At 71.4% G+C, this 20,862-nt stretch carries 14 protein-coding genes and 1 pseudogene; 12 read left to right on the top strand and 3 right to left on the bottom strand.

The genetic code is table 11. The features are described 5' to 3' along the window. The first annotated feature begins 19 nt into the window (after positions 1–19). Positions 20–667, top strand: a complete 648-nt coding sequence (locus tag ACIRQ7_RS20225; protein ID WP_404264026.1) for a hypothetical protein — start codon at positions 20–22, stop codon at positions 665–667. Between the two features lie 545 nt (positions 668–1,212). On the opposite strand, the pseudogene ACIRQ7_RS20230 reads toward ACIRQ7_RS20225, so the two are convergent. Together ACIRQ7_RS20230 and ACIRQ7_RS20235 are read right to left on the bottom strand one after the other, a co-directional pair. Next, positions 1,213–1,761 (bottom strand): annotated as a pseudogene (locus ACIRQ7_RS20230) (hypothetical protein); the annotation flags it as partial. A 324-nt stretch (positions 1,762–2,085) separates the two neighbouring features. Next, positions 2,086–4,248: a RecQ family ATP-dependent DNA helicase gene (locus tag ACIRQ7_RS20235; protein WP_404264027.1), complete on the bottom strand. Its 2,163-nt coding sequence runs from the start codon at positions 4,246–4,248 to the stop codon at positions 2,086–2,088. Positions 4,249–4,391: 143 nt separating this feature from the next. Between ACIRQ7_RS20235 and ACIRQ7_RS20240 the strand changes: the two genes are divergently transcribed. From ACIRQ7_RS20240 to ACIRQ7_RS20270, 7 genes are all read left to right on the top strand, one after another. Beyond that, positions 4,392–5,999 (top strand): DUF4192 domain-containing protein, encoded by a 1,608-nt coding sequence (locus ACIRQ7_RS20240; protein ID WP_404264029.1) that lies wholly within the window; start codon positions 4,392–4,394, stop codon positions 5,997–5,999. A gap of 215 nt (positions 6,000–6,214) precedes the next feature. Then, a complete protein-coding gene (locus ACIRQ7_RS20245; RefSeq protein ID WP_404264575.1) occupies positions 6,215–8,221 on the top strand; it encodes a glycogen debranching N-terminal domain-containing protein in 2,007 nt (668 codons plus the stop codon). Between the two features lie 48 nt (positions 8,222–8,269). Continuing rightward, a complete protein-coding gene (locus ACIRQ7_RS20250; RefSeq protein WP_401471340.1) occupies positions 8,270–9,034 on the top strand; it encodes an NUDIX domain-containing protein in 765 nt (254 codons plus the stop codon). Between the two features lie 244 nt (positions 9,035–9,278). Next, positions 9,279–11,312, top strand: coding sequence for an ATP-binding cassette domain-containing protein (locus ACIRQ7_RS20255; RefSeq protein WP_404264031.1), 2,034 nt, complete (start codon positions 9,279–9,281; stop codon positions 11,310–11,312). Positions 11,313–11,431: 119 nt separating this feature from the next. Continuing rightward, positions 11,432–12,424 (top strand): FadR/GntR family transcriptional regulator, encoded by a 993-nt coding sequence (locus ACIRQ7_RS20260; RefSeq protein ID WP_404264033.1) that lies wholly within the window; start codon positions 11,432–11,434, stop codon positions 12,422–12,424. A gap of 398 nt (positions 12,425–12,822) precedes the next feature. After that, positions 12,823–14,376, top strand: a complete 1,554-nt coding sequence (locus ACIRQ7_RS20265; RefSeq protein ID WP_404264035.1) for an RNA polymerase sigma factor — start codon at positions 12,823–12,825, stop codon at positions 14,374–14,376. Positions 14,377–14,511: 135 nt separating this feature from the next. After that, entirely contained in the window at positions 14,512–15,321 is an 810-nt protein-coding gene (locus ACIRQ7_RS20270) for a S1 family peptidase (protein WP_404264037.1), read from the top strand. A 133-nt stretch (positions 15,322–15,454) separates the two neighbouring features. Here the strand turns inward: ACIRQ7_RS20270 and ACIRQ7_RS20275 are convergent, their stop codons facing one another. After that, positions 15,455–15,685, bottom strand: coding sequence for a hypothetical protein (locus ACIRQ7_RS20275; RefSeq protein ID WP_401471325.1), 231 nt, complete (start codon positions 15,683–15,685; stop codon positions 15,455–15,457). Between the two features lie 444 nt (positions 15,686–16,129). On the opposite strand from ACIRQ7_RS20275, the gene ACIRQ7_RS20280 reads away from it, so the two are divergent. The 4 genes from ACIRQ7_RS20280 to ACIRQ7_RS20295 all read left to right on the top strand — a co-directional run bounded on the left by ACIRQ7_RS20280 (position 16,130) and on the right by ACIRQ7_RS20295 (position 20,780). Further along, positions 16,130–18,250, top strand: coding sequence for a type IIA DNA topoisomerase subunit B (locus tag ACIRQ7_RS20280; protein WP_404264040.1), 2,121 nt, complete (start codon positions 16,130–16,132; stop codon positions 18,248–18,250). Positions 18,251–18,409: 159 nt separating this feature from the next. Next, positions 18,410–18,898 (top strand): DUF1453 domain-containing protein, encoded by a 489-nt coding sequence (locus tag ACIRQ7_RS20285; RefSeq protein WP_404264042.1) that lies wholly within the window; start codon positions 18,410–18,412, stop codon positions 18,896–18,898. Positions 18,899–18,930: 32 nt separating this feature from the next. Then, the gene (locus tag ACIRQ7_RS20290; RefSeq protein ID WP_404264044.1) at positions 18,931–20,097 is read left to right on the top strand and encodes a sensor histidine kinase; all 1,167 of its coding nucleotides are present in this window, start codon (positions 18,931–18,933) and stop codon (positions 20,095–20,097) included. After that, positions 20,094–20,780, top strand: coding sequence for a response regulator (locus ACIRQ7_RS20295; RefSeq protein WP_404264046.1), 687 nt, complete (start codon positions 20,094–20,096; stop codon positions 20,778–20,780). The genes ACIRQ7_RS20290 and ACIRQ7_RS20295 overlap by 4 nt, the downstream gene beginning before the upstream one ends. Positions 20,781–20,862 lie beyond the last annotated feature (82 nt).

Genomic DNA, 20,862 nt, shown 5'->3' on the forward strand with positions numbered 1-20,862 from the left:
GTTTGATAGACATCCCTTTATGCCTCTCATCCCCGAGGAGCCTCAGATTCACGAGAGTGTCCCGGGTCCCCGCGCTACTCCGGCCGCCGGCCGCACCGCGCCGACCCCCCGTCCCGTTCCTGGTCCCGGTCCCCGCCCCGCACCTCCGCGCGGCGCTCCCGCGGCCGGTGTCCGTCCGGGCAAGCCCGGACCTGCTGCCCCGCCGCGTGGGCCTGTCGCCGCTCCGCCGGCACAGCGCACGGGCTCCCAGTTGCCTGCCGGCAATGCTGAAGCCCCGGCCGGAGCCCAGCTCCAGCTGATCCCGGCTCCCGCCGGTGGCGCCGTCGACGCCGCCGACGAGGCCGTCGATCTGCTGTTGGATTCCGGGCGCGCGCCGGGCGAGATCCTGGTGCTGACCACCGGCGACCCCCACCCGTGGGCCGCACACGAGCTGTCCTTCGGTGAGGGGGCCTACTGGGCCCAACATGACGCCGCGGACGACGTGTTCTACGCGGACGCCGGCGCCGAGCGTGCCACCGGGCGGCCCGTCGTGGTCGTCGCCCTCAACGGTGGTTCGGACGCGGTCACCGCGCAGGTACTGCCCGCGGCGATGGCCCGTGCCGGGACGCTGCTGATCGTCTGCGGTGACCCGCAGCGGATCAACACCGTGCTCGGCGCGAACGCCTGACCCACACCGCTCGAAACAGCCCGCCGGCCGTACAGGCCGGTCGGGTCTGTCGGTGTACCCGGAGCCGTCGCGCCCTACTTGAGGGCCGTGTGGCATCGGACCGGGATCCTCCGTATCAGTAGAGGCACGCCTTGGGCGCTTTCCCGCCCCTCTCCGGTCCCTCAGCGCGCAGCCGTGTGCCGCTGCGCCTCAGCCGCGCCGCCCCCCGAACGCCGGGGCGCGTCCCGGCTGCCGCTCCGCTGCTGCTCGGCCGACGGGAACGTCGATGGGAACGACGACGGCAGCGGTGACGGCGCGGACTGTGGTGAAGGCTGGGGTGACGGCGACGGTCGCGATGCCTCCGGTGTGCGCTGCCGGACCACGCCCGCCACCCGGCCCCCGCTGCCCGAGGGGTCCGGACCGTCCTGGCGGCCCGGGGGGACGCGCGGTGCGGGAACGGAGGGCGGAAGGGCCCGGGACTCCCGCGTGCCGGGCTGGTCATCCTTCCCTGAGGGGTCTCCCGTCGTACCAACGGAGCGCGCGCGGGTCGGCTCCGTACGCCGCGGGTCCGAACCCGGCGACGCCACCGGGGCCGGCCGGGGACGGCGCCCGCCCCTGTCCTCCCCGAGGACCTGCCAGCGATCGTGGGTCAGTGTGATGTACGCCCCGCACCGCAGCCCGTGCAGAGTGCATGCATCGCGCAGCCCCCACATCCACGCCCCGTCCGCCTCCGTCCAACGAGGGTCGCCCGCACGGCAGTAGAGAAGTACGGCGGTCCGCACCGGCGCCCGCAGTCGCAGATCATGCGGGATCACCCGGCGCAGATGCGCCAGCAGCGCATTGCGGAACTCCCAGCCGTCGGGAACGGCCGACGGCTCGGTGAACGACGCGCTGGCAGTCACCCGCTCCTGCGGATCGAGCACGGCCACGACGGCCGTCGACAGCTGCGGAACATGACGATCGTGCAGGCCGGCGACGACCTCACGAGGATTGCGCAACAGCGGGATACCCGCCGAAGCCCACTCGGAGAGCTCCAGCATCCGCCCCAGTCGGGCGGCCGAATCGGCGGACGCGGGCAAGGACGCTTTTGCGGGCGGGGGGAAGCCGAAGGCCACGATCCTCCCTTCGTCGACGCGTCCACGCGTCGGGCAGCGGCCGGGCGCGAGCGCACCGCGGCATGGCCCTGCCTGACCGCGGACGGCCTGGTACGGGGATGCGACTCCAATTCTCGCGGCCGTACCCCCGTGCGGCAACGAGCAATTCGCGCGCACGACCCGAAATCGCCCGGTGCGCCGTCAATATTCCTGCCCGCCGCGCTGCCCGGCGAAGCCCGAACGCCCTCTTCGGCCGCTTCCGAACCGGAACCGCCCTCAGGGCGTGACGTCTGCCGGGCACGATGGGTCCGTGCCGCCTGGCACCGCACCTCGCGGCGTGCCCCCCTAACCCTGAACGGCGAGGACCAGCGGATACACCCCGTCGGCGCCCGCCCGGCGCAGAAGCCGGGAGGCCACGGACAGCGTCCACCCGGTGTCCGCGAAGTCGTCCACCAGCAGCACCGGACCGCCTGCCGACGCCAGGGCCTGCGCCAGCTCGGGCGGCACGCTCAGCGACGCGTGCAGCGCCCGCAGGCGCTGGGCACTGTTGCTGCGCGGAATCCTGCTCTCCGCCTCGTCGACCGAGACCACCGTTCCGAGGAACGGCATCCGCCCGACCGCGGAGATCCGCTCCGCCAGCGACCGGATCAGCTGCGGGCGACTGTGCGAGCCCAGGCAGACGACGCCCACCGGGCGGGCCGGTGCGTCCGCCCCGCCCGAGGCCCAACCACCGGGCCCCTTGGCCCAGTCGGCGAGGACCCTGACCACCGCGGACGACACGTCGTCGGGGACCGGGCCGTCCGGTGTCTGCGGTGCGAGCATCGGCCGCAGCCGATTGCCCCAACCGATGTCGGACAGCCGGCCGAGGGCCCGTCCGGTCGCGGCCAGCTCATCCGCGGGGATGCGCCCCTTGAGGTCGACGCCGACGGCCGGCAGCCCCGTAGGCCACATCCGACGCGGCTCCACCTCCACCCCCGGGCGTCCCAGATCGCCACGCGCCGCGTCCAAAGACGCCGAGGACACCTCCGGGGAGAACCGGGCCCCCGCGCAGTTGTCGCAGCGCCCGCACGCCACCGCGGCCTCGTCGTCCAACTGCCGCCGCAGAAACTCCATCCGGCAGCCCGTGGTCGTCGCGTAGTCCCGCATCGCCTGCTGCTCGCTCGCCCGCTGCCGCGCCACCCACGCATAGCGCTCGGTGTCGTACGTCCACGGTCTGCCGGTGGAGGTCCAGCCGCCCTTGACGCGCTGCACCGCGCCGTCCACGTCGAGCACTTTGAGCATGGTCTCCAGACGCGACCGGCGCAGCTCGACCTGCGGTTCGAGGGCCGGCAGCGACACCGGCCGCCCCGCAGCCGCCAACACGTCCAGCGTCCTGCGCACCTGCTCCTCGGGAGGGAACGCCAGCGACGCGAAGTACTTCCAGATCGCCTCGTCCTCCCGGCCCGGCAGCAACAGCACCTCGGCATGCTCGACCCCACGGCCCGCGCGGCCCACCTGCTGGTAGTACGCGATGGGGGAGGACGGGGAGCCCAGATGCACCACGAACCCCAGGTCGGGCTTGTCGAACCCCATGCCCAGCGCCGAGGTCGCCACCAACGCCTTGACGCGGTTGGCCAGCAGATCGTCCTCGGCCTGCTGGCGGTCGGCGTTCTCCGTCTTGCCGGTGTACGAGGACACCGTGTGCCCCTGGTGCCGCAGGAACGCCGTGACCTCCTCGGCCGCAGCGACAGTAAGGGTGTAGATGATCCCGGAGCCCGGCAGGTCGTGCAGATGATCCGCCAGCCAGGCGAGCCGGTGTGCGGCATCGGGCAGCGGCAGCACGCCCAGGCTCAGGCTCTCCCGGTCCAGCGGCCCGCGCAGCACCAGGGCCTCGGCTGTGCCTTCACCCGTCCCGAGCTGCTCGGCGACGTCGGCGGTCACCCGCGCGTTGGCCGTGGCGGTGGTGGCGAGGACGGGCACACCCGGCGGGAGATCGGCGAGCATTGTGCGCAGCCGGCGGTAGTCCGGCCGGAAGTCGTGGCCCCAGTCGGAGATGCAGTGTGCCTCGTCGACCACCAGCAGTCCGGTGGCCGCCGCGAGCTTGGGCAGCACCTGATCACGGAAATCGGGGTTGTTGAGCCGCTCGGGGCTCACCAGCAGGACATCCACCTCGCCGGCCGCCACCTCGGCCTGCACGGTGTCCCACTCCTCGGTGTTGGACGAATTGATCGTGCGCGCGCGGATCCCGGCCCGCGCGGCGGCCTCGACCTGATTACGCATCAGCGCGAGCAGCGGGGAGACGATCACGGTCGGCCCGCTGCCGCGCTCGCGCAGCAGGGCCGTCGCGACGAAGTAGACCGCGGACTTGCCCCAGCCCGTGCGCTGCACGACGAGGGCGCGGCGGTGGTCGGCGACCAGCGCCTCGATCGCCCGCCACTGATCCTCGCGGAGCCGGGCCTTACCGCTGGGATCGCCGACGAGTCGGGTCAGGACGGCATCGGCCGCGGCACGCAGGTCTTCGTTGCTCATGCCCCCATGCAACCCGATGCCACTGACAACGCGCGAACCACCGCCGGAACCTGTGGACAACGAGGACCTGTGGATAACTGGCGTCACCCGCGAGTTATCCACAGGGGTCGCGGCGGAGCGGCCGGTCGCGGGATCTTCGAGCCATGAATCCGCACAGCGAACCGCGCAAGCCCACCAGCCACCACTCGACCAACCGCCACCCCGCCGACCGGCCTGCCGCCGACCGGCCCGCTGCCGACCGGCGCGCGGCCGATCACCGGCCCACCGACACGTCCGGTCCCCGCACCCACGCCGCCCATCCCTCCGGCACCCCCGCCGCGCGGCCCGCCGCCGATCCGCCGGTGGCCGCCATCCCGCCGAACCCTCCCGGCTCCGAACACGATCCCGCCATGCCCGCCACCCCTGCCGCCGACGCCACTCCCACCACGCCCGCCCCCTCCTCCGACGGCCCGGAGGACTCGCCCGCGGAAGCCCAGGTCACCTTGCGCGGCCCGGCCGAACTCGCCGACGCCCTCCCGTATCTCATGGGCTTCTACCCGGACGACAGCATCGTGCTGGTGGCACTCCACGGCGCACGGGGCAGGTTCGGCGGCCGGGTCAGGCTCGGCATCCCGACGGACCCCACCCAGTGGCCCGATGTCTCCGACCAGCTCGCCGACTGCCTGGTGTCGGCCGGGAACGAACGCGACAGCCGCCCCGACGGCATCCTCATCTTCCTGTGCCAGGAGCCGGCGGCAGGGGAGAGCGGCAAGGACGTCAAGGACCGCCTCCGCCCCCTCGCCCAACGACTGCGCACCGCCTGTGGCGCCCTGGATGTTCCCGTCCTAGAAGCCCTGTGCCTCTCCAACAGCCGCTACTGGTCCTACTGCTGCCCGGACTTCCGCTGCTGCCCCGCCGAGGGCACACCCCTGGCCCTGCCCGGCACCTCCGTGATGGCCGCGGCCGCCGCGTACGCGGGAATGCAGGTACGCGGCTCGCTCAAGGAGATGGAGGCGCGCCTCACGCCCCGCACCGGCCGCCGCGCGGCCGAACAGGAAAAGGCCCTGGACACGGCCGCGTCCGCGCTCGTCCCGCGCATGCTCAGGGCCGACGGAGCAGCAGCCGTCCGCCGGGAAACCGTTGACCTGGCCGGCGCGATGGTCCACCGGTTCCGGCAGGACACCCCCTCGGGCAGCAACCGGGCCAGGGATGCCTGCGACGACGCGCTGATCACCGACGGCGAGGCCGCCGACCTCATCCTCGGTCTCCAGGACCGTGTCACCCGGGACCGGGCCGCGGAATGGATGGACGGCAGTGCCGGTGCGGCGGCCCTGCGCCTCTGGCGGGCGCTCGCCCGCCGCTGCGCGGGCGGCTTCGCCGAACACGCCGCGGCACCGCTCACCCTCGCCGGATGGGTCTGCTGGGCCACCGATGACGGTCCCTCGGCCCGCGTCGCCCTCGGACGCGCCCTGAGCACCGACCCCGACTACCTCTTCGCCCAGCTGCTGTACCGCGCCGTCAACGACGGACTCGACCCCGAGCCACTGCGCCGCTGCCTGCGCGAACACCACACGGACGAGTCCACCGAAGCCGGTGGAGGTCCGGCGCCGACCACCGAGGGGCCGCCGCAGTCCGGCGCCCGACGGAGGGCGGCCCGCGCCGCCACCTCCCGCCCCCGCGGACCACGCGGCACCACCGGCCCCGGCACCCGTACGACCGATGGCCGCGGCAGGCGCCGGGCCGGCAGGGACGGCGACCGGAGCCGGCGATGAGCACGCCCTTGCTGGACGGCCGGCGTGACCTGGGCGCCGGCCGCACCGTTCAGATGGGTGACGCAGGCCGAACGAAGCCCCGAACCCACCAGGGAGCGTAGAGCGTGCCAGGCATCATCCCCACCGCCCAGCCGGCCCGCAGACATCCGGGAGAACGGCGTGCCGCGCCGCCCAGGACACCGCAGCCGCAACCCGTCCACTCCTCACTGGTCTGTGTGGCGCTGCCTTCCCTCGCGGTCTCCCCGGCCTCGGGGCAGCTCACCGGTGACGGTCTGGAGGGCTGCTATCGGGACGGGCTGCGTGTCCTGTCCCGTTGCGAACTGCTGGCCGCGGGCACCGCCCCTCTCGTGGTCCAGGCGCGGATGCTCGGCGCGGACCGCGCCCGGTTCATCGGGACGATCCGCAGGGCGGGCGACCACGGCCCGGATCCCGAGATCCGGATGGAGCGACTGCGGTCCGCCGACGGCACCGAACGCATCACCTTCCACAGCAGCTCCGCCCACCCCGTCAGACTCCCGGTGGAGATCCGGCTGGGCACGGACCTGGCGGAACTCGGCGCCGTCGCGGTGGGGCTTCCCGGCACCGAACTGCGGCCCGCGGTCCACGGCTCGGGACTCCGCTGGTCCGGGCACGGCGCCCATGCCGTGGTGTCCGCGACACCGACGCCCCAGGACTCCCTGGCCTCGTCGGGTCTGCTGCGGTGGGAGCTGGATCTGCCACCCGGAGGCCGGCGCGCCATCGAGCTGCGCACCGCACTCGAACAGGACGCGGAGGTTCCGTCGGGCGATGCCGCCGGCGGACGGCGGGGCACCGGGGGGCGCCGCATATCCGGCCCGCGGAGCAGGCCCGCTCCGCGACGCGCGCGCAATGACCGGCCACCGCGTCCCTGGGCGCTCGCAAAAGTGGAGTGCGACGACCACCGGGCCGACGCCTTGGTGGCCGGCTGCCTCGACGACCTGTACGGCCTGCTGATGCGCGTTCCCGGCAGCCCCGCCGATCTCCACGTCGCAGGCGGCTTCCCCTGGCGCTGCGGCCTGGCACCGGCCGAAGCGTTGTGGACCGCCCGGATGCTGCTGCCGCTGGGCACCCGGCTCGCCGCCGGCACACTGCGGACTCTCGCCCACACACAACAAGCCGCACCGGGGGCTGATTTCGGTCGAATCCCCGGTCCGCTCCGGGACGCCGGCCCGCATGCCCCGCCGAGCTGCACGGGCATCGAGGCGACGCTGCTGTTCCCCACCGTGCTCGCGGAAGCCCGGCGCTGGGGACTCCCCGACCAGGAGACCGAACGGCTGCTGCCTGCCGCGGAACGCTGTCTGAGGTGGCTGCGCACCGCGACCGGCCCACTGGGCACCGAACGCGGCGGATACGTCCCCGATCCCGCGCCTGACGGGCCGTACCGCTGCGAGACACAGGCTCACGCCCACCGGGCCGCCCTCCTGGGCGCCGACCTGCTCGACGCCTTCGGATCCCCGGACGCGGCGGCGCTGCGGGAATGGGCCGCGGACCTGCGGAGCCGCTTCCGCGCCGACTTCTGGATCGAGGACCGGGCGGGCGGACGCCCCGCCGCCCAGCTCGCCGCCGATGGCCGGCCGCTCCCGCACCTGGGCTCGGCCGCCGCCCACCTCCTCGACACCGGGCTGCTGGGCGGCGCCACCCTCGCCCCCGGCCTGCTGGACGCCGCGCAGACCGGCCAACTGGCCAGGCTGCTGGGCGGCCCGGCGCTGGATTCCGGCTGGGGCCTGCGCAGCCTGGGCACCAAGGAGAGCGGCTACAACCCGTTCGGCCACCGCAGCGGAGCCGTCCGCGTCCATGAAACCGCTGTCGCGGCGGCCGGTCTCACCGCCGCTGGCCACGAAAAGGAGGCAGGGGCGCTGACCCGCGGCATCCTCGACGCGGCGGACAGCTTCGGCCACCGCCTGCCGGAGATGTACGCGGGGGAGCAGCGCACCGCGGACGCGGCACCGGTACCGCACCCGGCGGCCTGCCGCCCCTCCGCGGTGGCGGCGGCAGGAGCGGTGCAGCTGCTGACCGCGCTCGCCGGGGTGCGCCCCGACGTCCCCGCCACGACGGTCGCCCTGCGCCCGCCCGCCGGCGCCCCGCTCGGCGCGATACAGCTCACCGGCCTGAGCGTCGCGGAGCAGCCGTTCGCCGTCCGGATCAGCAGGCTCGGCATGGGGATGGTGGAGGCGGCGGCCGATGGCCTGCAACTGGGTTCCTGAGCCCTATCGGGGCCTGTTTATCGTCAGGCGGACGACTATGATCACGCCATGCCTCCCTACGACCCGTCGGCCTTCCCGCCCTTCGCCGTCACCGTCGACCTGGTCGTGCTCACCGTGCGCCGCCACGCCTTGTGCGCGCTGGCCGTACGCCGCGGGGAGCCGCCGTTCCAGGGCCGCTGGGCGCTGCCCGGCGGCTTCGTCCGGCCCGATGAGGACCTCGAGGGCGCCGCCGCCCGGGAGCTCGCCGAGGAGACGGGCTTGCACGCCCAGTCCCCGGAGGGCCCGCCGCCTGCGTATGCCGCGCACCTCGAACAGCTCGCCACCTACGGCGATCCCGGGCGCGACCCCCGCATGCGGGTCGTGAGCGTCGCGCACCTCGTGCTCGCCCCCGACCTGCCCGCCCCGCGGGCCGGTGGCGACGCCCACAGCGCGCGCTGGGCGCCCGTGGAGACCCTCCTGGACCAGGAGGGCACCCACACCCGCGAGGGCGATCTGACGGCCCCTCTCGCTTTCGACCACGCGCAGATCCTCGACGACGGGGTGGAGCGCGCCCGATCGAAGATCGAATACTCCTCGCTCGCCACGGCCTTCTGCCCCCAGGAGTTCACCGTCGGCGAGCTGCGCCGGGTGTACGAAGCGGTCTGGGGCGTCGCCCTCGACCCGCGCAACTTCCACCGCAAGGTCACCGGCACTCCCGGATTCCTGGTGCCCACAGGCGGCACGACGACCCGTCAGGGCGGCCGCCCCGCACAGCTGTTCAGAGCCGGTGGCGCCACCCTGCTCAACCCGCCGATGCTGCGCCCCGAGGTCTGATCCGGCGCCACCCGCCCCTGCGCACCGGGCCTTGTCGCGCACGCCGTCAGCGAGGATGCGTATCCCCCCGCCACTTGGAGGACGGCCAGTTGGAGCCTGCGCGGCCCCTGTGCTGCCACCGGGACACGAAAAGACGCAAAAGAAGCATTACGGGTAAATAGGACATATAGCGCTACCTTGGGCGAGTGAGCCCTCTCGTACCCCCCGTTGCCTCCGATCGGTCTCACGCCCCGCGAGGGACGCGATGATCCAGGCCATCGGACTGACCGGCGCGCCCCGCAAAGAACTGCCGCCCGCCGTCGACGACCTCACCTTCGAGGCGCGACCCGGCCGGGTCACCGTCCTGTTCGGCACCGCCGCGGCGGGCAAGACCACCGCCCTGCGCCTGATGCTGCAGCTCGAACGCGGCCGCGGTGTCGCCCTCTTCCGCGGCCGCCCCCTGCACCGGGTCCCCAACCCCGCCCGCGAAATCGGCGTGATCCTCGGCGACGTCCCAGGGCACCCGTCCCGCACGGCCCGCGGACACCTGCGCATGCTCAGCGCCGCCGTCGGCGTCCCACCGGAGCGCGCCGACGAGGTGCTCGACCTCGTCGGCCTCAGCGGCCTGGCCGATCAGAGGCTCGGGGGCTTCTCCCGAGGAATGGACCGCCGGCTCGGACTTGCCGCCGCGCTCCTCGGCGACCCGCACACCCTCGTGCTCGACGAACCCACCGAAGGGGTATCACCCCGCGACGCCGCCTGGCTGCACGGCCTGCTGCGTGGCTACGCCACACAAGGCGGCGCCGTTCTCGTCACTTCCCGCAACGCCAAGGAGATCGGCCGCCTCGCCGACCGCGTGGTCACACTCGACGGCGGCCGGGTCATCGCCGACCAGAACGCCGCCGACTTCGCCCGCACCCGCCTGCGCCCCCGCGTCGCCGTCCGCTCCCCGCACGCGGACCGCCTCGCCGCCCTGCTCATCGACGAATCCCAGCGTGCCCACCACGCCACGGACCCCGTCATCGGCCGCGCCATCGAGGTCGTACGGGAGAGCGGCAGCCGCCTCTCCGTCTACGGGAGCAGCTGCGCCGCCGTGGGGGAGACCGCTTTCCGCCACGGCATCCTCGTGCACCGGCTGGTGGACGAGGTCGGCGACAACGGCCCGCTCGCCCCGCTCCATCGCGCCGACGGCCGCCCCCCGGACGTTGCCGGCGACGCGTCCCGCGGCCGTGACTTCACGCCGCCCCCCAGGGAGGCCGAGGCCGGTCAGTGGCGCGACGCGTCAGCCTCTGACGTCAACCACACCCCCCGTGACATCACCCCTGCCGCACACCCCACCCACGCCCAACCCCCCGCTCACGCCGGCACGGACAGGGGCGCGGAGCACGGAGCCGCTACCGACGCTGACGCGGACCCGCAGTCCGACACCCTCACCCTCCCGATCAGTCAACCCACGACATTCACGGCCCGCCAGGTACGGGCCCCGACCGCTCCGTTCGCCGAACGGCTCGCGATCCCCCGGCTCCCCGCGCCCGGCCCGACCTGGCCGCTGCGCTACGAACTGCGCCGCACCCTGAGCGATCGCACCGGTCTGCTCGTGTCCGTCGCGTCCGTCCTGACGTCACTGCTGCTCGCGCTGCTGCTTGCCCGTCACGGCATCGCCCCGATGTCGCGGGTGCTCACCGGCTGGCCACGTCAACTGCCCTTCCCCCCGGCCGCACTCGGCGCGGGACTGCTCGGAGCGCTGGCGTTCGGCCAGGAGTTCCGCTACCCGGCGCTGGCCCCCGAAGCCGGAACCGTTCCCCGCCGGCTCGGCCTCCTCGTCGCCAAGCTTCTGGTCAGCGGCGCTTCCGCACTGGCTCTCGGCGCCGCCGTGCTCGCCGCGGACGAGGCCACCGCACGCCTGCTGTTCGGACCGGACTCCGTCACCAGCATCTCCGAGTGGCCTGTTCTCGCCGCTGGTTGGGCGGGACTCCTTGTCGGCTGCGCCTGGGCGGGAGTCCTGGCCGCCGGCGTATTCCGTTCCACGGCAATGGGGTTGGCGGCGGTGCTCGCCGTGCCCGTATTGGTGGTCCCGCTCGTGCAACGCCTGGTGGCCGAACCCGCGGCCCGCTCCCTGATCGGGCTGCCCGGACGACTGAGGACGTCGGCTCTGATGCAGTGGCCTTCCGGAATCGACCAAGGTGTATCGGTCGTGGTGCGACTTGCGACCCAACCCGTAGGCGGTGCAATGACGTTGTCCCTGACGGCCCTGGTCTGCGCTTACGCCCTCACGGTGCTCCGCAGACGCACACAGTGAACGGTTTTGCGATGCATTGCTGCCCTGTTGTTGCGCGGGCTGTCCGCAACTCGCCGCAGAAAGCGCATTTCTTTCCGATAAAGCGTCAATTGCGGGGTTGTGGGCGATCACCCTTTCGTGTGCTTTTCACCAAAGACCTCAAGGGTGTTCGGGACGCCGCCGACAACAGATGCGTGAGTACCCTTGCGCACACCATGATGACCGCGGCTCGTCCCGGCGACACCGGCCTCGCAGGTCCGGGCGAGCTTGACCGCTACCCCTACGCCAACGGCGTCAATGCCGCCGCCCCGGCCGGCGCGGACCGCGCCGAGCGCGTTTCCCCGGTGTGGGACGGCGCCGAGGCCGATATGGGCCGGGCCGGCCGCCGCACCGCGGGCAGCCGCGGCCGCGGCCTGCACGGCCAACTCGTCCAACAGCTGGGCCAGATGATCGTCTCGGGCGATCTCGGAGCCGACCGCCCGCTCGTCCCCGAGGAGATCGGCCAGCGCTTCGAGGTCTCCCGCACCGTCGTCCGCGAGTCGCTGCGAGTCCTCGAGGCGAAAGGTCTCGTCAGCGCCCGCCCGAACGTCGGCACCCGCGTCCGCCCGGTCAGTGACTGGAACCTCCTCGACCCCGACATCATCGAATGGCGGGCGTACGGACCGCAGCGCGACGATCAGCGTCGCGAGCTGTGCGAGCTGCGCTGGACGATCGAGCCGCTCGCTGCCCGGCTCGCCGCCGGCCACGGCCGCGAGGACGTCCAGCAGCGCCTCACCGACATGGTCGAGATCATGGGCCACTCCGCCGCACAGGGCGACACCGTGACGTTCGCCCGCGCCGACGCCGAGTTCCACTCCCTGCTGCTGCAGCTCGCCGGCAACCGGATGCTGGAGCACCTCTCCGGCATCGTCTCCGCCGCTCTGCACGTCTCCGGCGGCCCGTCCGGCGGCTGCGAGCGCCCGGTCGAGACGTCCGTGAGCCAGCACATGCGGGTCGTCGACGCCCTCGGGACCGGCGACGCCACCGCGGCCGAGTCCGCGATGCGCCAGCTCCTCGCCGCCTACGGTGAGGTCGGCGGACAGGGCAACGGGACGCCGGCGGACCACGTCGTCCCCGCGCCCCGCGAGCACTGAAGATCCGTACCGCAGCGCGTACGGACCGTAGGCGCCGCGTGGCCGAGTGCCCCGCGCGCCCCTGCGGACGGGCCGCGCCGTACGCGTCGCAAGCACGCAAGATCGCCGGATCCGGGGTGTCTGCCCGGATCCGGCGATGGGCTTGAGAGGGTTGCATGTCATATGACAGGGAATGGGTCGTTATGAGGTGTGACTCGGGCCACGCAGATTGGGCGTAACGCTCTTCCGGGAAGCGCGATGACTTAAGAGGTGATAGCCGAGGAGGGAATACGAACGGCGTTAGTGACGCTGTTCAACTCCCCGGTTGCCCCCCGCGCCGTCGGTCCATCCCCACCGGCGGTCGTCGGCTCCGATCCACAGTGGACGGAGCCGGAAGCCGTTTCCATCGTTCCGAGAGGTTGTTCGTGTCGGCCAGCACATCCCGTACGCTCCCGCCGGAGATCGCCGAGTCCGAGTCTGTGATGGCGCTCATCGAGCGGGGAAAGGCTGATGGGCAGATCGCCGGCGATGACGTGCGTCGGGCCTTCGAGGCTGACCAGATTCCGCCAACCCAGTGGAAGAACGTTCTGCGCAGCCTCAACCAAATCCTCGACGAGGAGGGTGTGACGCTGATGGTCAGTGCCGCAGAGGCGCCCAAGCGCACCCGCAAGAGCGTCGCAGCGAAGAGTCCGGCAAAGCGCACCGCCACCAAGACCGTCGCGGCGAAGACCGCCTCGGTGAAGAAGGCCACCGCCGCGGCCGCCCCCATGGGGGACGACCCGGTCGATGAGTCCGAGTCCGCGCCTGCGAAGAAGGCAGCGGCGAAGAAGGCCGTCGCCAAGAAGACGGTCGCGAAGAAGACCACGGCCAAGAAGGCCACCGCGAAGAAGACCGCGTCCAAGAAGGACGTCGACGAGCTGCTCGACGACGACGCGGCCGAGGAGACCCCGGCACCCGCCAAGGGCGAGGCGGCCGAGGCCCCCGAGGGCACGGAGAACGCGGGCTTCGTCCTGTCCGACGACGACGAGGACGACGCCCCGGCGCAGCAGGTCGCCGCGGCCGGCGCCACCGCCGACCCGGTCAAGGACTACCTCAAGCAGATCGGCAAGGTCCCGCTCCTCAACGCCGAGCAGGAGGTCGAGCTCGCCAAGCGCATCGAGGCCGGCCTGTTCGCCGAGGACAAGCTGGCCACCGAGGAGAAGATCGCCCCCAAGCTCAAGCGTGAGCTGGAGATCATCGCCCAGGACGGCCGCCGCGCCAAGAACCACCTGCTGGAGGCCAACCTCCGGCTGGTCGTCTCGCTGGCCAAGCGGTACACCGGTCGCGGCATGCTCTTCCTGGACCTCATCCAGGAGGGCAATCTCGGTCTGATCCGTGCGGTCGAGAAGTTCGACTACACCAAGGGCTACAAGTTCTCGACCTACGCGACGTGGTGGATCCGCCAGGCCATCACCCGCGCCATGGCCGACCAGGCCCGCACGATCCGTATCCCCGTCCACATGGTCGAGGTCATCAACAAGCTCGCGCGCGTGCAGCGCCAGATGCTCCAGGACCTGGGCCGTGAGCCCACCCCGGAGGAGCTGGCCAAGGAACTCGACATGACCCCCGAAAAGGTCATCGAGGTCCAGAAGTACGGCCGTGAGCCGATCTCGCTGCACACCCCGCTGGGCGAGGACGGCGACAGCGAGTTCGGTGACCTGATCGAGGACTCCGAGGCGGTCGTCCCGGCCGACGCGGTCAGCTTCACACTTCTGCAGGAGCAGCTGCACTCCGTCCTGGACACCCTCTCCGAGCGTGAGGCCGGCGTGGTCTCCATGCGCTTCGGCCTCACCGACGGCCAGCCCAAGACGCTGGACGAAATCGGCAAGGTCTACGGCGTCACGCGTGAGCGGATCCGCCAGATCGAGTCCAAGACGATGTCGAAGCTGCGTCACCCGTCGCGCTCCCAGGTGCTGCGCGACTACCTCGACTAGTCGACAAGTCACCAAACGCCGCGAGCCCGGTCTCTCCCTAGGCGGAGGGTCCGGGCTCGCGGCCGTCCGGGTGCGCGGCGCCGCCGTTTGGGTCACTCTGGGTGGGCGTCCACTGTCCCAGAGTCAGGAGTACGTATGCGCCCCTCCGTCCACGCCGCCATCGGAGCACTCGCGCTGGTCCTCGCCATACCGACAACGGCGGCCGCGGACGAATCGGTGGTCGGCGGCAAATCCGTACGGGTCTCGAAGAGCCCCTGGGTGGTGGCCCTCGCCTCCAAGGACCGCTTCGGCGCCGAGCGCTCCGGGCAGTTCTGCGGCGGCGTCCTCGTGGGCCGCTCGACGGTGGTCACGGCGGCGCACTGTCTGAGCAAGGAAGTGCTGGGTGTGCCGTGGCAGCAGGTGAGCGATCTGCGCATCGTCGTCGGACGCGACAACCTCACCCGCCGCGGCGGCCAGGAACTCAAGGCCGCGAAGGTGTGGGTGAACCCGGGGTACAACAGCTGGACGAACGAGGGCGACATGGCCGTCCTCACGCTGGAGAAGCCGGTCGGAAACCGGGCGCTTCCGATAGCCGGCCGCAGTGACGCCGTCTACGAGCCGGGCACCGCCGCGACGGTCTACGGCTGGGGTGACACGACGGGCGAGGGCAGCTATGCGTCACGTCTGCGGTCGGCCCGGGTGAACGTGCTGCAGGACTCGGTATGCGCGAAGGCCTACCCCGGCAGTCCGGACGGGACGTACAAGTCCACGTCGATGCTGTGCGCGGGGGAGCCGCAGGGCGGGCCGGACGCCTGCCAGGGGGACAGCGGCGGCCCGCTGGTGGTGCGCGGGCGTCTGGTGGGGCTGGTGTCCTGGGGGACGGGCTGCGGCCAAGCGGGCAGTCCCGGGGTCTATACGCGCGCCTCCGCGCTTCTCCCGGCGGTGTCGGACCACGGGGCCGGTTGAGGGGCGCACGGCGCGTCAGAGGGGGCGTGGGCGGGTGTGGTCGCACGAGTGCGGGCGGCCTCCCCGGTTGTGCCGGTGAGACCGCCCGCAGCACGGCCCTAGGCCGCTACTCGCTCGTCGTGGATGCGATGTGTCAGCGTTCCTCTTCGGTCGCAGACGCCGGAGGGGCGGTCAGCCGCTCCGTCTCGTCCTGTATTTCCGCGGCGATCTTCTTGAGTTCTGGCTCGAACTTGCGACCGTGGTGGGCGCAGAAGAGCAGTTCTCCACCGGACATCAGGACGACGCGCAGGTAAGCCTGGGCGCCGCAGCGGTCGCAGCGGTCAGCGGCCGTCAGCGGGCTCGCGGGTGTCAGAACAGTAGTCACGTCGCCTCTTCTCTAGCTCGACGAGCTGTCGTACCAGGGTCAACATCCAACCAGGCCGAAAACGTTCCCGCTCGTGCCTTTTCCTCGAAAAATTCTCCGAGGAGGGCCGGGTGCTGCCGGGTGGCGGCGAATGAGCCGTGTTGCGTGGTGGTCTGATTCACGTTGGTTGCTGTGATGTGTCCTCCCGGCTGGCTTGCCGGTTGTTGATGAGGACGTGCCCGGAGCCTAAATGGTTCATGCCTCGAAGGGAACGTGATGTGCACGTCACTCGGACGTCACCCCTTCGAGGGATCGAACGTACGAACGAAATTCTACTACGATGGGCGTGGTTACGGGTGGCGTCACATCGGCTCTACTAGGCCTCGGTACCCTCTGACCGGCGACACCGCCACAACCGAGTCCGCGGAATGCGGACTGCCAGAAATTCAGCGAGGAGCGAACCGCGTGACCGCCGAGATGTCCGTGCCGTCCACCGCCGTGCTGACCGGGGCAGACCGGGACGGATCCAACTACACCGCGCGGCATCTGCTCGTCCTCGAGGGCCTGGAAGCCGTCCGCAAGCGCCCTGGCATGTACATCGGCTCGACGGACAGTCGCGGCCTGATGCACTGCCTGTGGGAAATCATCGACAACTCCGTCGACGAGGCGCTGGGCGGCTACTGCGACCACATCGAGGTGATCCTCCACGATGATCAGTCCGTGGAGGTCCGCGACAACGGCCGCGGCATCCCCGTCGATGTCGAGCCCAAGACCGGGCTCAGCGGCATCGAGGTCGTGATGACCAAGCTGCACGCCGGCGGAAAGTTCGGCGGCGGCTCGTACGCCGCCTCCGGCGGCCTGCACGGCGTCGGCGCCTCCGTCGTCAACGCGCTCTCCGCGCGGCTGGACGTCGAGGTGGACCGCAACAGCAAGACCCACTCCATCAGCTTCCGCCGCGGCGTCCCCGGGATCTTCACCGAAATGGGCCCCGACGCCCCGTTCGACCCGGGCAACGGCCTGCAGAAGGGCAAGCGGGTCGTCAAGACGAGGACCGGCACCCGGGTGCGCTACTGGGCGGACCGCCAGATCTTCCTCAAGGACGCCAAGCTCTCCTTGGAAACCCTCTATGCACGGGCCCGGCAGACGGCCTTCCTCGTGCCCGGCCTGACCCTCGTGGTCCGCGACGAGCGCGGCCTCGACGGCGCAGGCAAGTCGGAGGAGACCTTCCGCTACGACGGCGGCATCAGCGAGTTCTGCGAATACCTCGCACAGGACAAGGGCGTCAGCGACGTCCTGCGGCTGAGCGGCCAGGGCACCTTCAAGGAAACGGTCCCCGTCCTCGACGACCGCGGCCACATGACGCCGACCGAAGTCACCCGCGAGCTGGGCGTCGACATCGCCCTCCGTTGGGGGACCGGCTACGACGCGACCGTCAAGTCGTTCGTCAACATCATCGCGACACCCAAGGGCGGCACCCACGTCTCCGGCTTCGAGCGATCGGTCACCAAGACGATCAACGAGGTGCTGCGGTCGAGCAAGCTGCTCCGGGTCGCCGAGGACGACGTCGTCAAGGACGACGCCATGGAGGGGCTCACCGCCGTCGTGACCGTGCGGCTCGCGGAGCCCCAGTTCGAGGGCCAGACCAAGGAGGTGCTCGGTACCTCCGCCGCCTCCCGGATCGTCGCCCAGGTGGTGAGCAAGGAACTCAAGGCCCACCTGACCTCGACCAAGCGGGACGGCAAGCAGCAGGCGCGCTCCGTCCTCGAGAAGATCGTCGCCGCCGCCCGTACGCGCATCGCCGCCCGTCAGCACAAGGAGGCCCAGCGCCGGAAGACGGCTCTGGAGTCCTCCTCGCTGCCGGCCAAGCTCGCCGACTGCCGCAGCGACAACGTCGACCGCAGCGAACTCTTCATCGTCGAGGGCGACTCGGCGCTGGGTACCGCGAAGCTGGCACGCAACTCGGAATTCCAGGCGCTGCTGCCGATCCGCGGCAAGATTTTGAATGTCCAGAAGGCATCAGTTTCGGACATGCTCAAGAATGCCGAGTGCGGTGCCATCATCCAGGTCATAGGGGCCGGATCCGGCCGCACCTTCGACATCGACGCCGCCCGCTACGGCAAGGTCATCTTCCTCGCCGACGCCGACGTCGACGGCGCCCACATCCGTATTCTGCTGCTGACGCTCTTCCAGCGCTACATGCGGCCGATGGTCGAGCAGGGGCGGGTCTTCTCGGCCGTTCCGCCGCTGCACCGCGTCGAACTGACCAACCCCAAAAAGGGTCAGGAAAAGTACATCTACACGTACTCCGACAACGAACTGCGTCAGACGCTTCTCGAACTCCAGCGCAAGAACGTCCGCTACAAGGACAGCATCCAGCGCTACAAGGGCCTCGGCGAAATGGACGCCGACCAGCTCGCCGAGACCACCATGGACCCGCGTCACCGCACCCTGCGGCGGATCAACATCAGCGACCTCGATGCGGCAGAGAAGGCCTTCGACCTCCTGATGGGCAATGAAGTCGCCCCCCGCAAGGAGTTCATCACCAACTCCGCCTCCACTCTGGACCGTTCACGCATCGACACCTGAGCCGGCCAACGCACCACCGGGCGCCTCTCCACCCACGGGTGGAGAGGCGCCCGCCGTGTTTTCCACCCCGGCCCCACCCTGGCTCCGATCCGTGCGACGTGCCGCTCTCCGTAGCGTCGGGAACGTCGTCAAGGACTCATCCCCACGGAGGCTCAGGACATGAGCGGTCTGCTCAACAACCTCGTGATCGTCGCGGTCGTCGTGATGGTCTTGGTCCGGCAGTTCCAGGCGCAGCGCGTCAGCGCGGACAACAAGAAGTGGTGGCTGGTTCCCGTCGTGCTCACCGTCATGGCGGTGCGTGACCCCGGCCTCCTGGACCCCGCACACCACAGCGTGTCCGCCGCGCTGCTCGCCGTAGGGCTGCTGCTGGGACTCGCCGGCGGCGCGGCCTGGGCCTGGACCAGCCGGATGTGGACGGACGCCGAGGGTGCGGTATGGACCAAGGGCGGCTGGGCGACGGCCGGCGTCTGGCTCGGCAGCATGGCCCTGCGCCTAGGCCTCTACGGCATTGCGGCGCTCATGGGAGTCCACCAGGGCGCCCCGGCCACCATGCTGTCCGTCGCCGCCATGCTGCTGACCCGTACCGGCGTGACCGTCTGGAGGGCCCAGTCGCTGGGCCCGACGTACCGTGTCCCTGTCGCCGGCTGACACCCGCCACCACCTGCAAGGAAGGACCGTCCGTGCCGCAGAACGCCTGGACGAGCTGGCCGCTGCGGGAGGCGCTCTCCCGCGAGGGCATCAGCGACGCGCGACTGTGGATCGGCCGGGCCGTCCGCGTACTGCTGCTCGCCGGAATGCTGTGGAGCACCTTCTCCGAGCCGGCCTTCCGAGGCTGGGGACTGCCGGCCGGGTGCGCCGGCATCGTGCTGAGCGCACTGCTCTTCGTGCACTTCTTCCGCACGACCCGGCGGCACATGCTGTGGCCCTCCATCGGGCTCTTCGTGCTGCTGGAAGGCGCCGCGTTCGCCTTCCACGCCGCGGGAGCGCGGACGCCGGCGGTCGTCCTGTGGTGCGGCTGCGCCATCGCGGGCATGGAACGGCTGCCGCTGATGGCCGCGCTGCCGTGTTCCGCGGCCGCCCTGGGGGCGTACGCCACGGTGGCCAACGACGACTGGCTGACGACCGTGGCGACCACCGCGGGCCTCGGCCTGGCCGGATACGTCCTGCGGCTCGACGCGGAGGCACGGGGCAACTCCGTGCGGCTGCTGGCGCAGGAACGCGCCGCCCGTAAGGCGGAGGCCGAAACGGCGGCACTCGCCGAGCGGGGGCGCATCGCCCGCGAGATCCACGACGTCCTTGCGCACAGCCTGAGCGCCCAGCTGGTCCACCTGGAAGCCGCGCGGCTGCTCATCCAGCGCAGCACCGACCTGGAAGCCGACCGGGACCAGATTCTCGACCGGGTGGTCGCCTGCCGGGGGATGGCGCGCGAAGGCCTGGACGGCACGCGTGAGGCGCTCTCCGCGCTGCGGGGTGAGATGGCACCGGTGGAGGACTATCTGCGTCAACTCGCCACCTCCGAGGGCGCTCAGCTGGAGGTGACGGGGGAACGCCGCCCCATGGCACCGGACGCGGATCTCACCGTCCGGAGAGTGGCGCAAGAGGCGATGACGAATGTGCGCAAACATGCGGCGGGTGCCCGGGTGAGTCTGCTGCTGGAGTACGCGGAGGGGCAGGTGGGGCTCGTGATCCGCGACCGGGGTGGCCGTGGAAAGCCCGGTGAGCTGGCGAAGAGCGGTTCCGGATACGGTCTGCTCGGGATGCGGGAGCGCGCCGAACTGCTCGGCGGAACGCTGGAATCCGGCCCCGATGAGGAGGGCTTCATGGTGCGGTTGCGGGTGCCCGCATGACCGCGGACACGGCGGCACGTGTGGTGGTCGCCGATGACCAGACGGTGGTGCGCGAGGGAATCGTGATGCTGTTGGGGCTGCTGCCGGGAATCGAGGTCGTCGGATCGGCCGGGGACGGCGACGAAGCGGTCCGTCTGGTCGCCGAACTCGCCCCCGACGTCGTCCTGATGGACCTGCGCATGCCACGCTGCGACGGCGTCGAGGCGACCCGCCGCATCCGCGCGGACCACCCCGGCACCCAGGTCGTGGTCCTCACCACCTACGCCGACGACGACTCGCTCTTCCCCGCCCTGCAGGCCGGCGCGCGCGGCTACCTCACCAAGGACGCGGACGGCGACGAGATCGTCCGCGCCATCGACGACGTGCTGTCGGGCGAAGCCGGACTGTCGCCGAAGATCCAGCGCAGGCTGCTGGAACGCTTCGCCGAGCCCCTGCCGACCGTGCCGCAACCGTCGGACGAACCACCGGACGGGCTGACCGCCCGCGAGGTGGAGGTGCTGCGTCATGTCGCCGAGGGGCTGTCGAATCCGGAGATCGCACGCGCCCTGCACGTCTCCACCGCGACGGTGAAAACCCACATCAACAACCTCTTCGCCAAAGCGGGGCTGCGGGACCGCGCCCAGGCCATCCACTACGCGTATCGACACGGCCTCGCGCAGCCGCCCGGACAGTCCCTCACCTGATGGGGTGAAGGATTCGGAATGAACCGTCCCGGATCTTCCTTTCTGTCCATCCTTGGGCCACTTGGTCAACAGGCCTGTGCAA

It is taken from the genome of Streptomyces sp. NPDC101393, assembly GCF_044767385.1.
Taxonomy (GTDB): domain Bacteria; phylum Actinomycetota; class Actinomycetes; order Streptomycetales; family Streptomycetaceae; genus Streptomyces.

Excerpts from the sequence above, each read along its gene's own strand:
- ACIRQ7_RS20225 (WP_404264026.1), top strand. The coding sequence starts at position 20 with ATGCCTCTCATCCCCGAGGAGCCTCAGATTCACGAGAGTGTCCCGGGT.
- ACIRQ7_RS20235 (WP_404264027.1), bottom strand. The coding sequence starts at position 4,248 with ATGAGCAACGAAGACCTGCGTGCCGCGGCCGATGCCGTCCTGACCCGA.
- ACIRQ7_RS20240 (WP_404264029.1), top strand. The coding sequence starts at position 4,392 with ATGAATCCGCACAGCGAACCGCGCAAGCCCACCAGCCACCACTCGACC.
- ACIRQ7_RS20250 (WP_401471340.1), top strand. The coding sequence starts at position 8,270 with ATGCCTCCCTACGACCCGTCGGCCTTCCCGCCCTTCGCCGTCACCGTC.
- ACIRQ7_RS20255 (WP_404264031.1), top strand. The coding sequence starts at position 9,279 with ATGATCCAGGCCATCGGACTGACCGGCGCGCCCCGCAAAGAACTGCCG.
- ACIRQ7_RS20270 (WP_404264037.1), top strand. The coding sequence starts at position 14,512 with ATGCGCCCCTCCGTCCACGCCGCCATCGGAGCACTCGCGCTGGTCCTC.
- ACIRQ7_RS20285 (WP_404264042.1), top strand. The coding sequence starts at position 18,410 with ATGAGCGGTCTGCTCAACAACCTCGTGATCGTCGCGGTCGTCGTGATG.
- ACIRQ7_RS20295 (WP_404264046.1), top strand. The coding sequence starts at position 20,094 with ATGACCGCGGACACGGCGGCACGTGTGGTGGTCGCCGATGACCAGACG.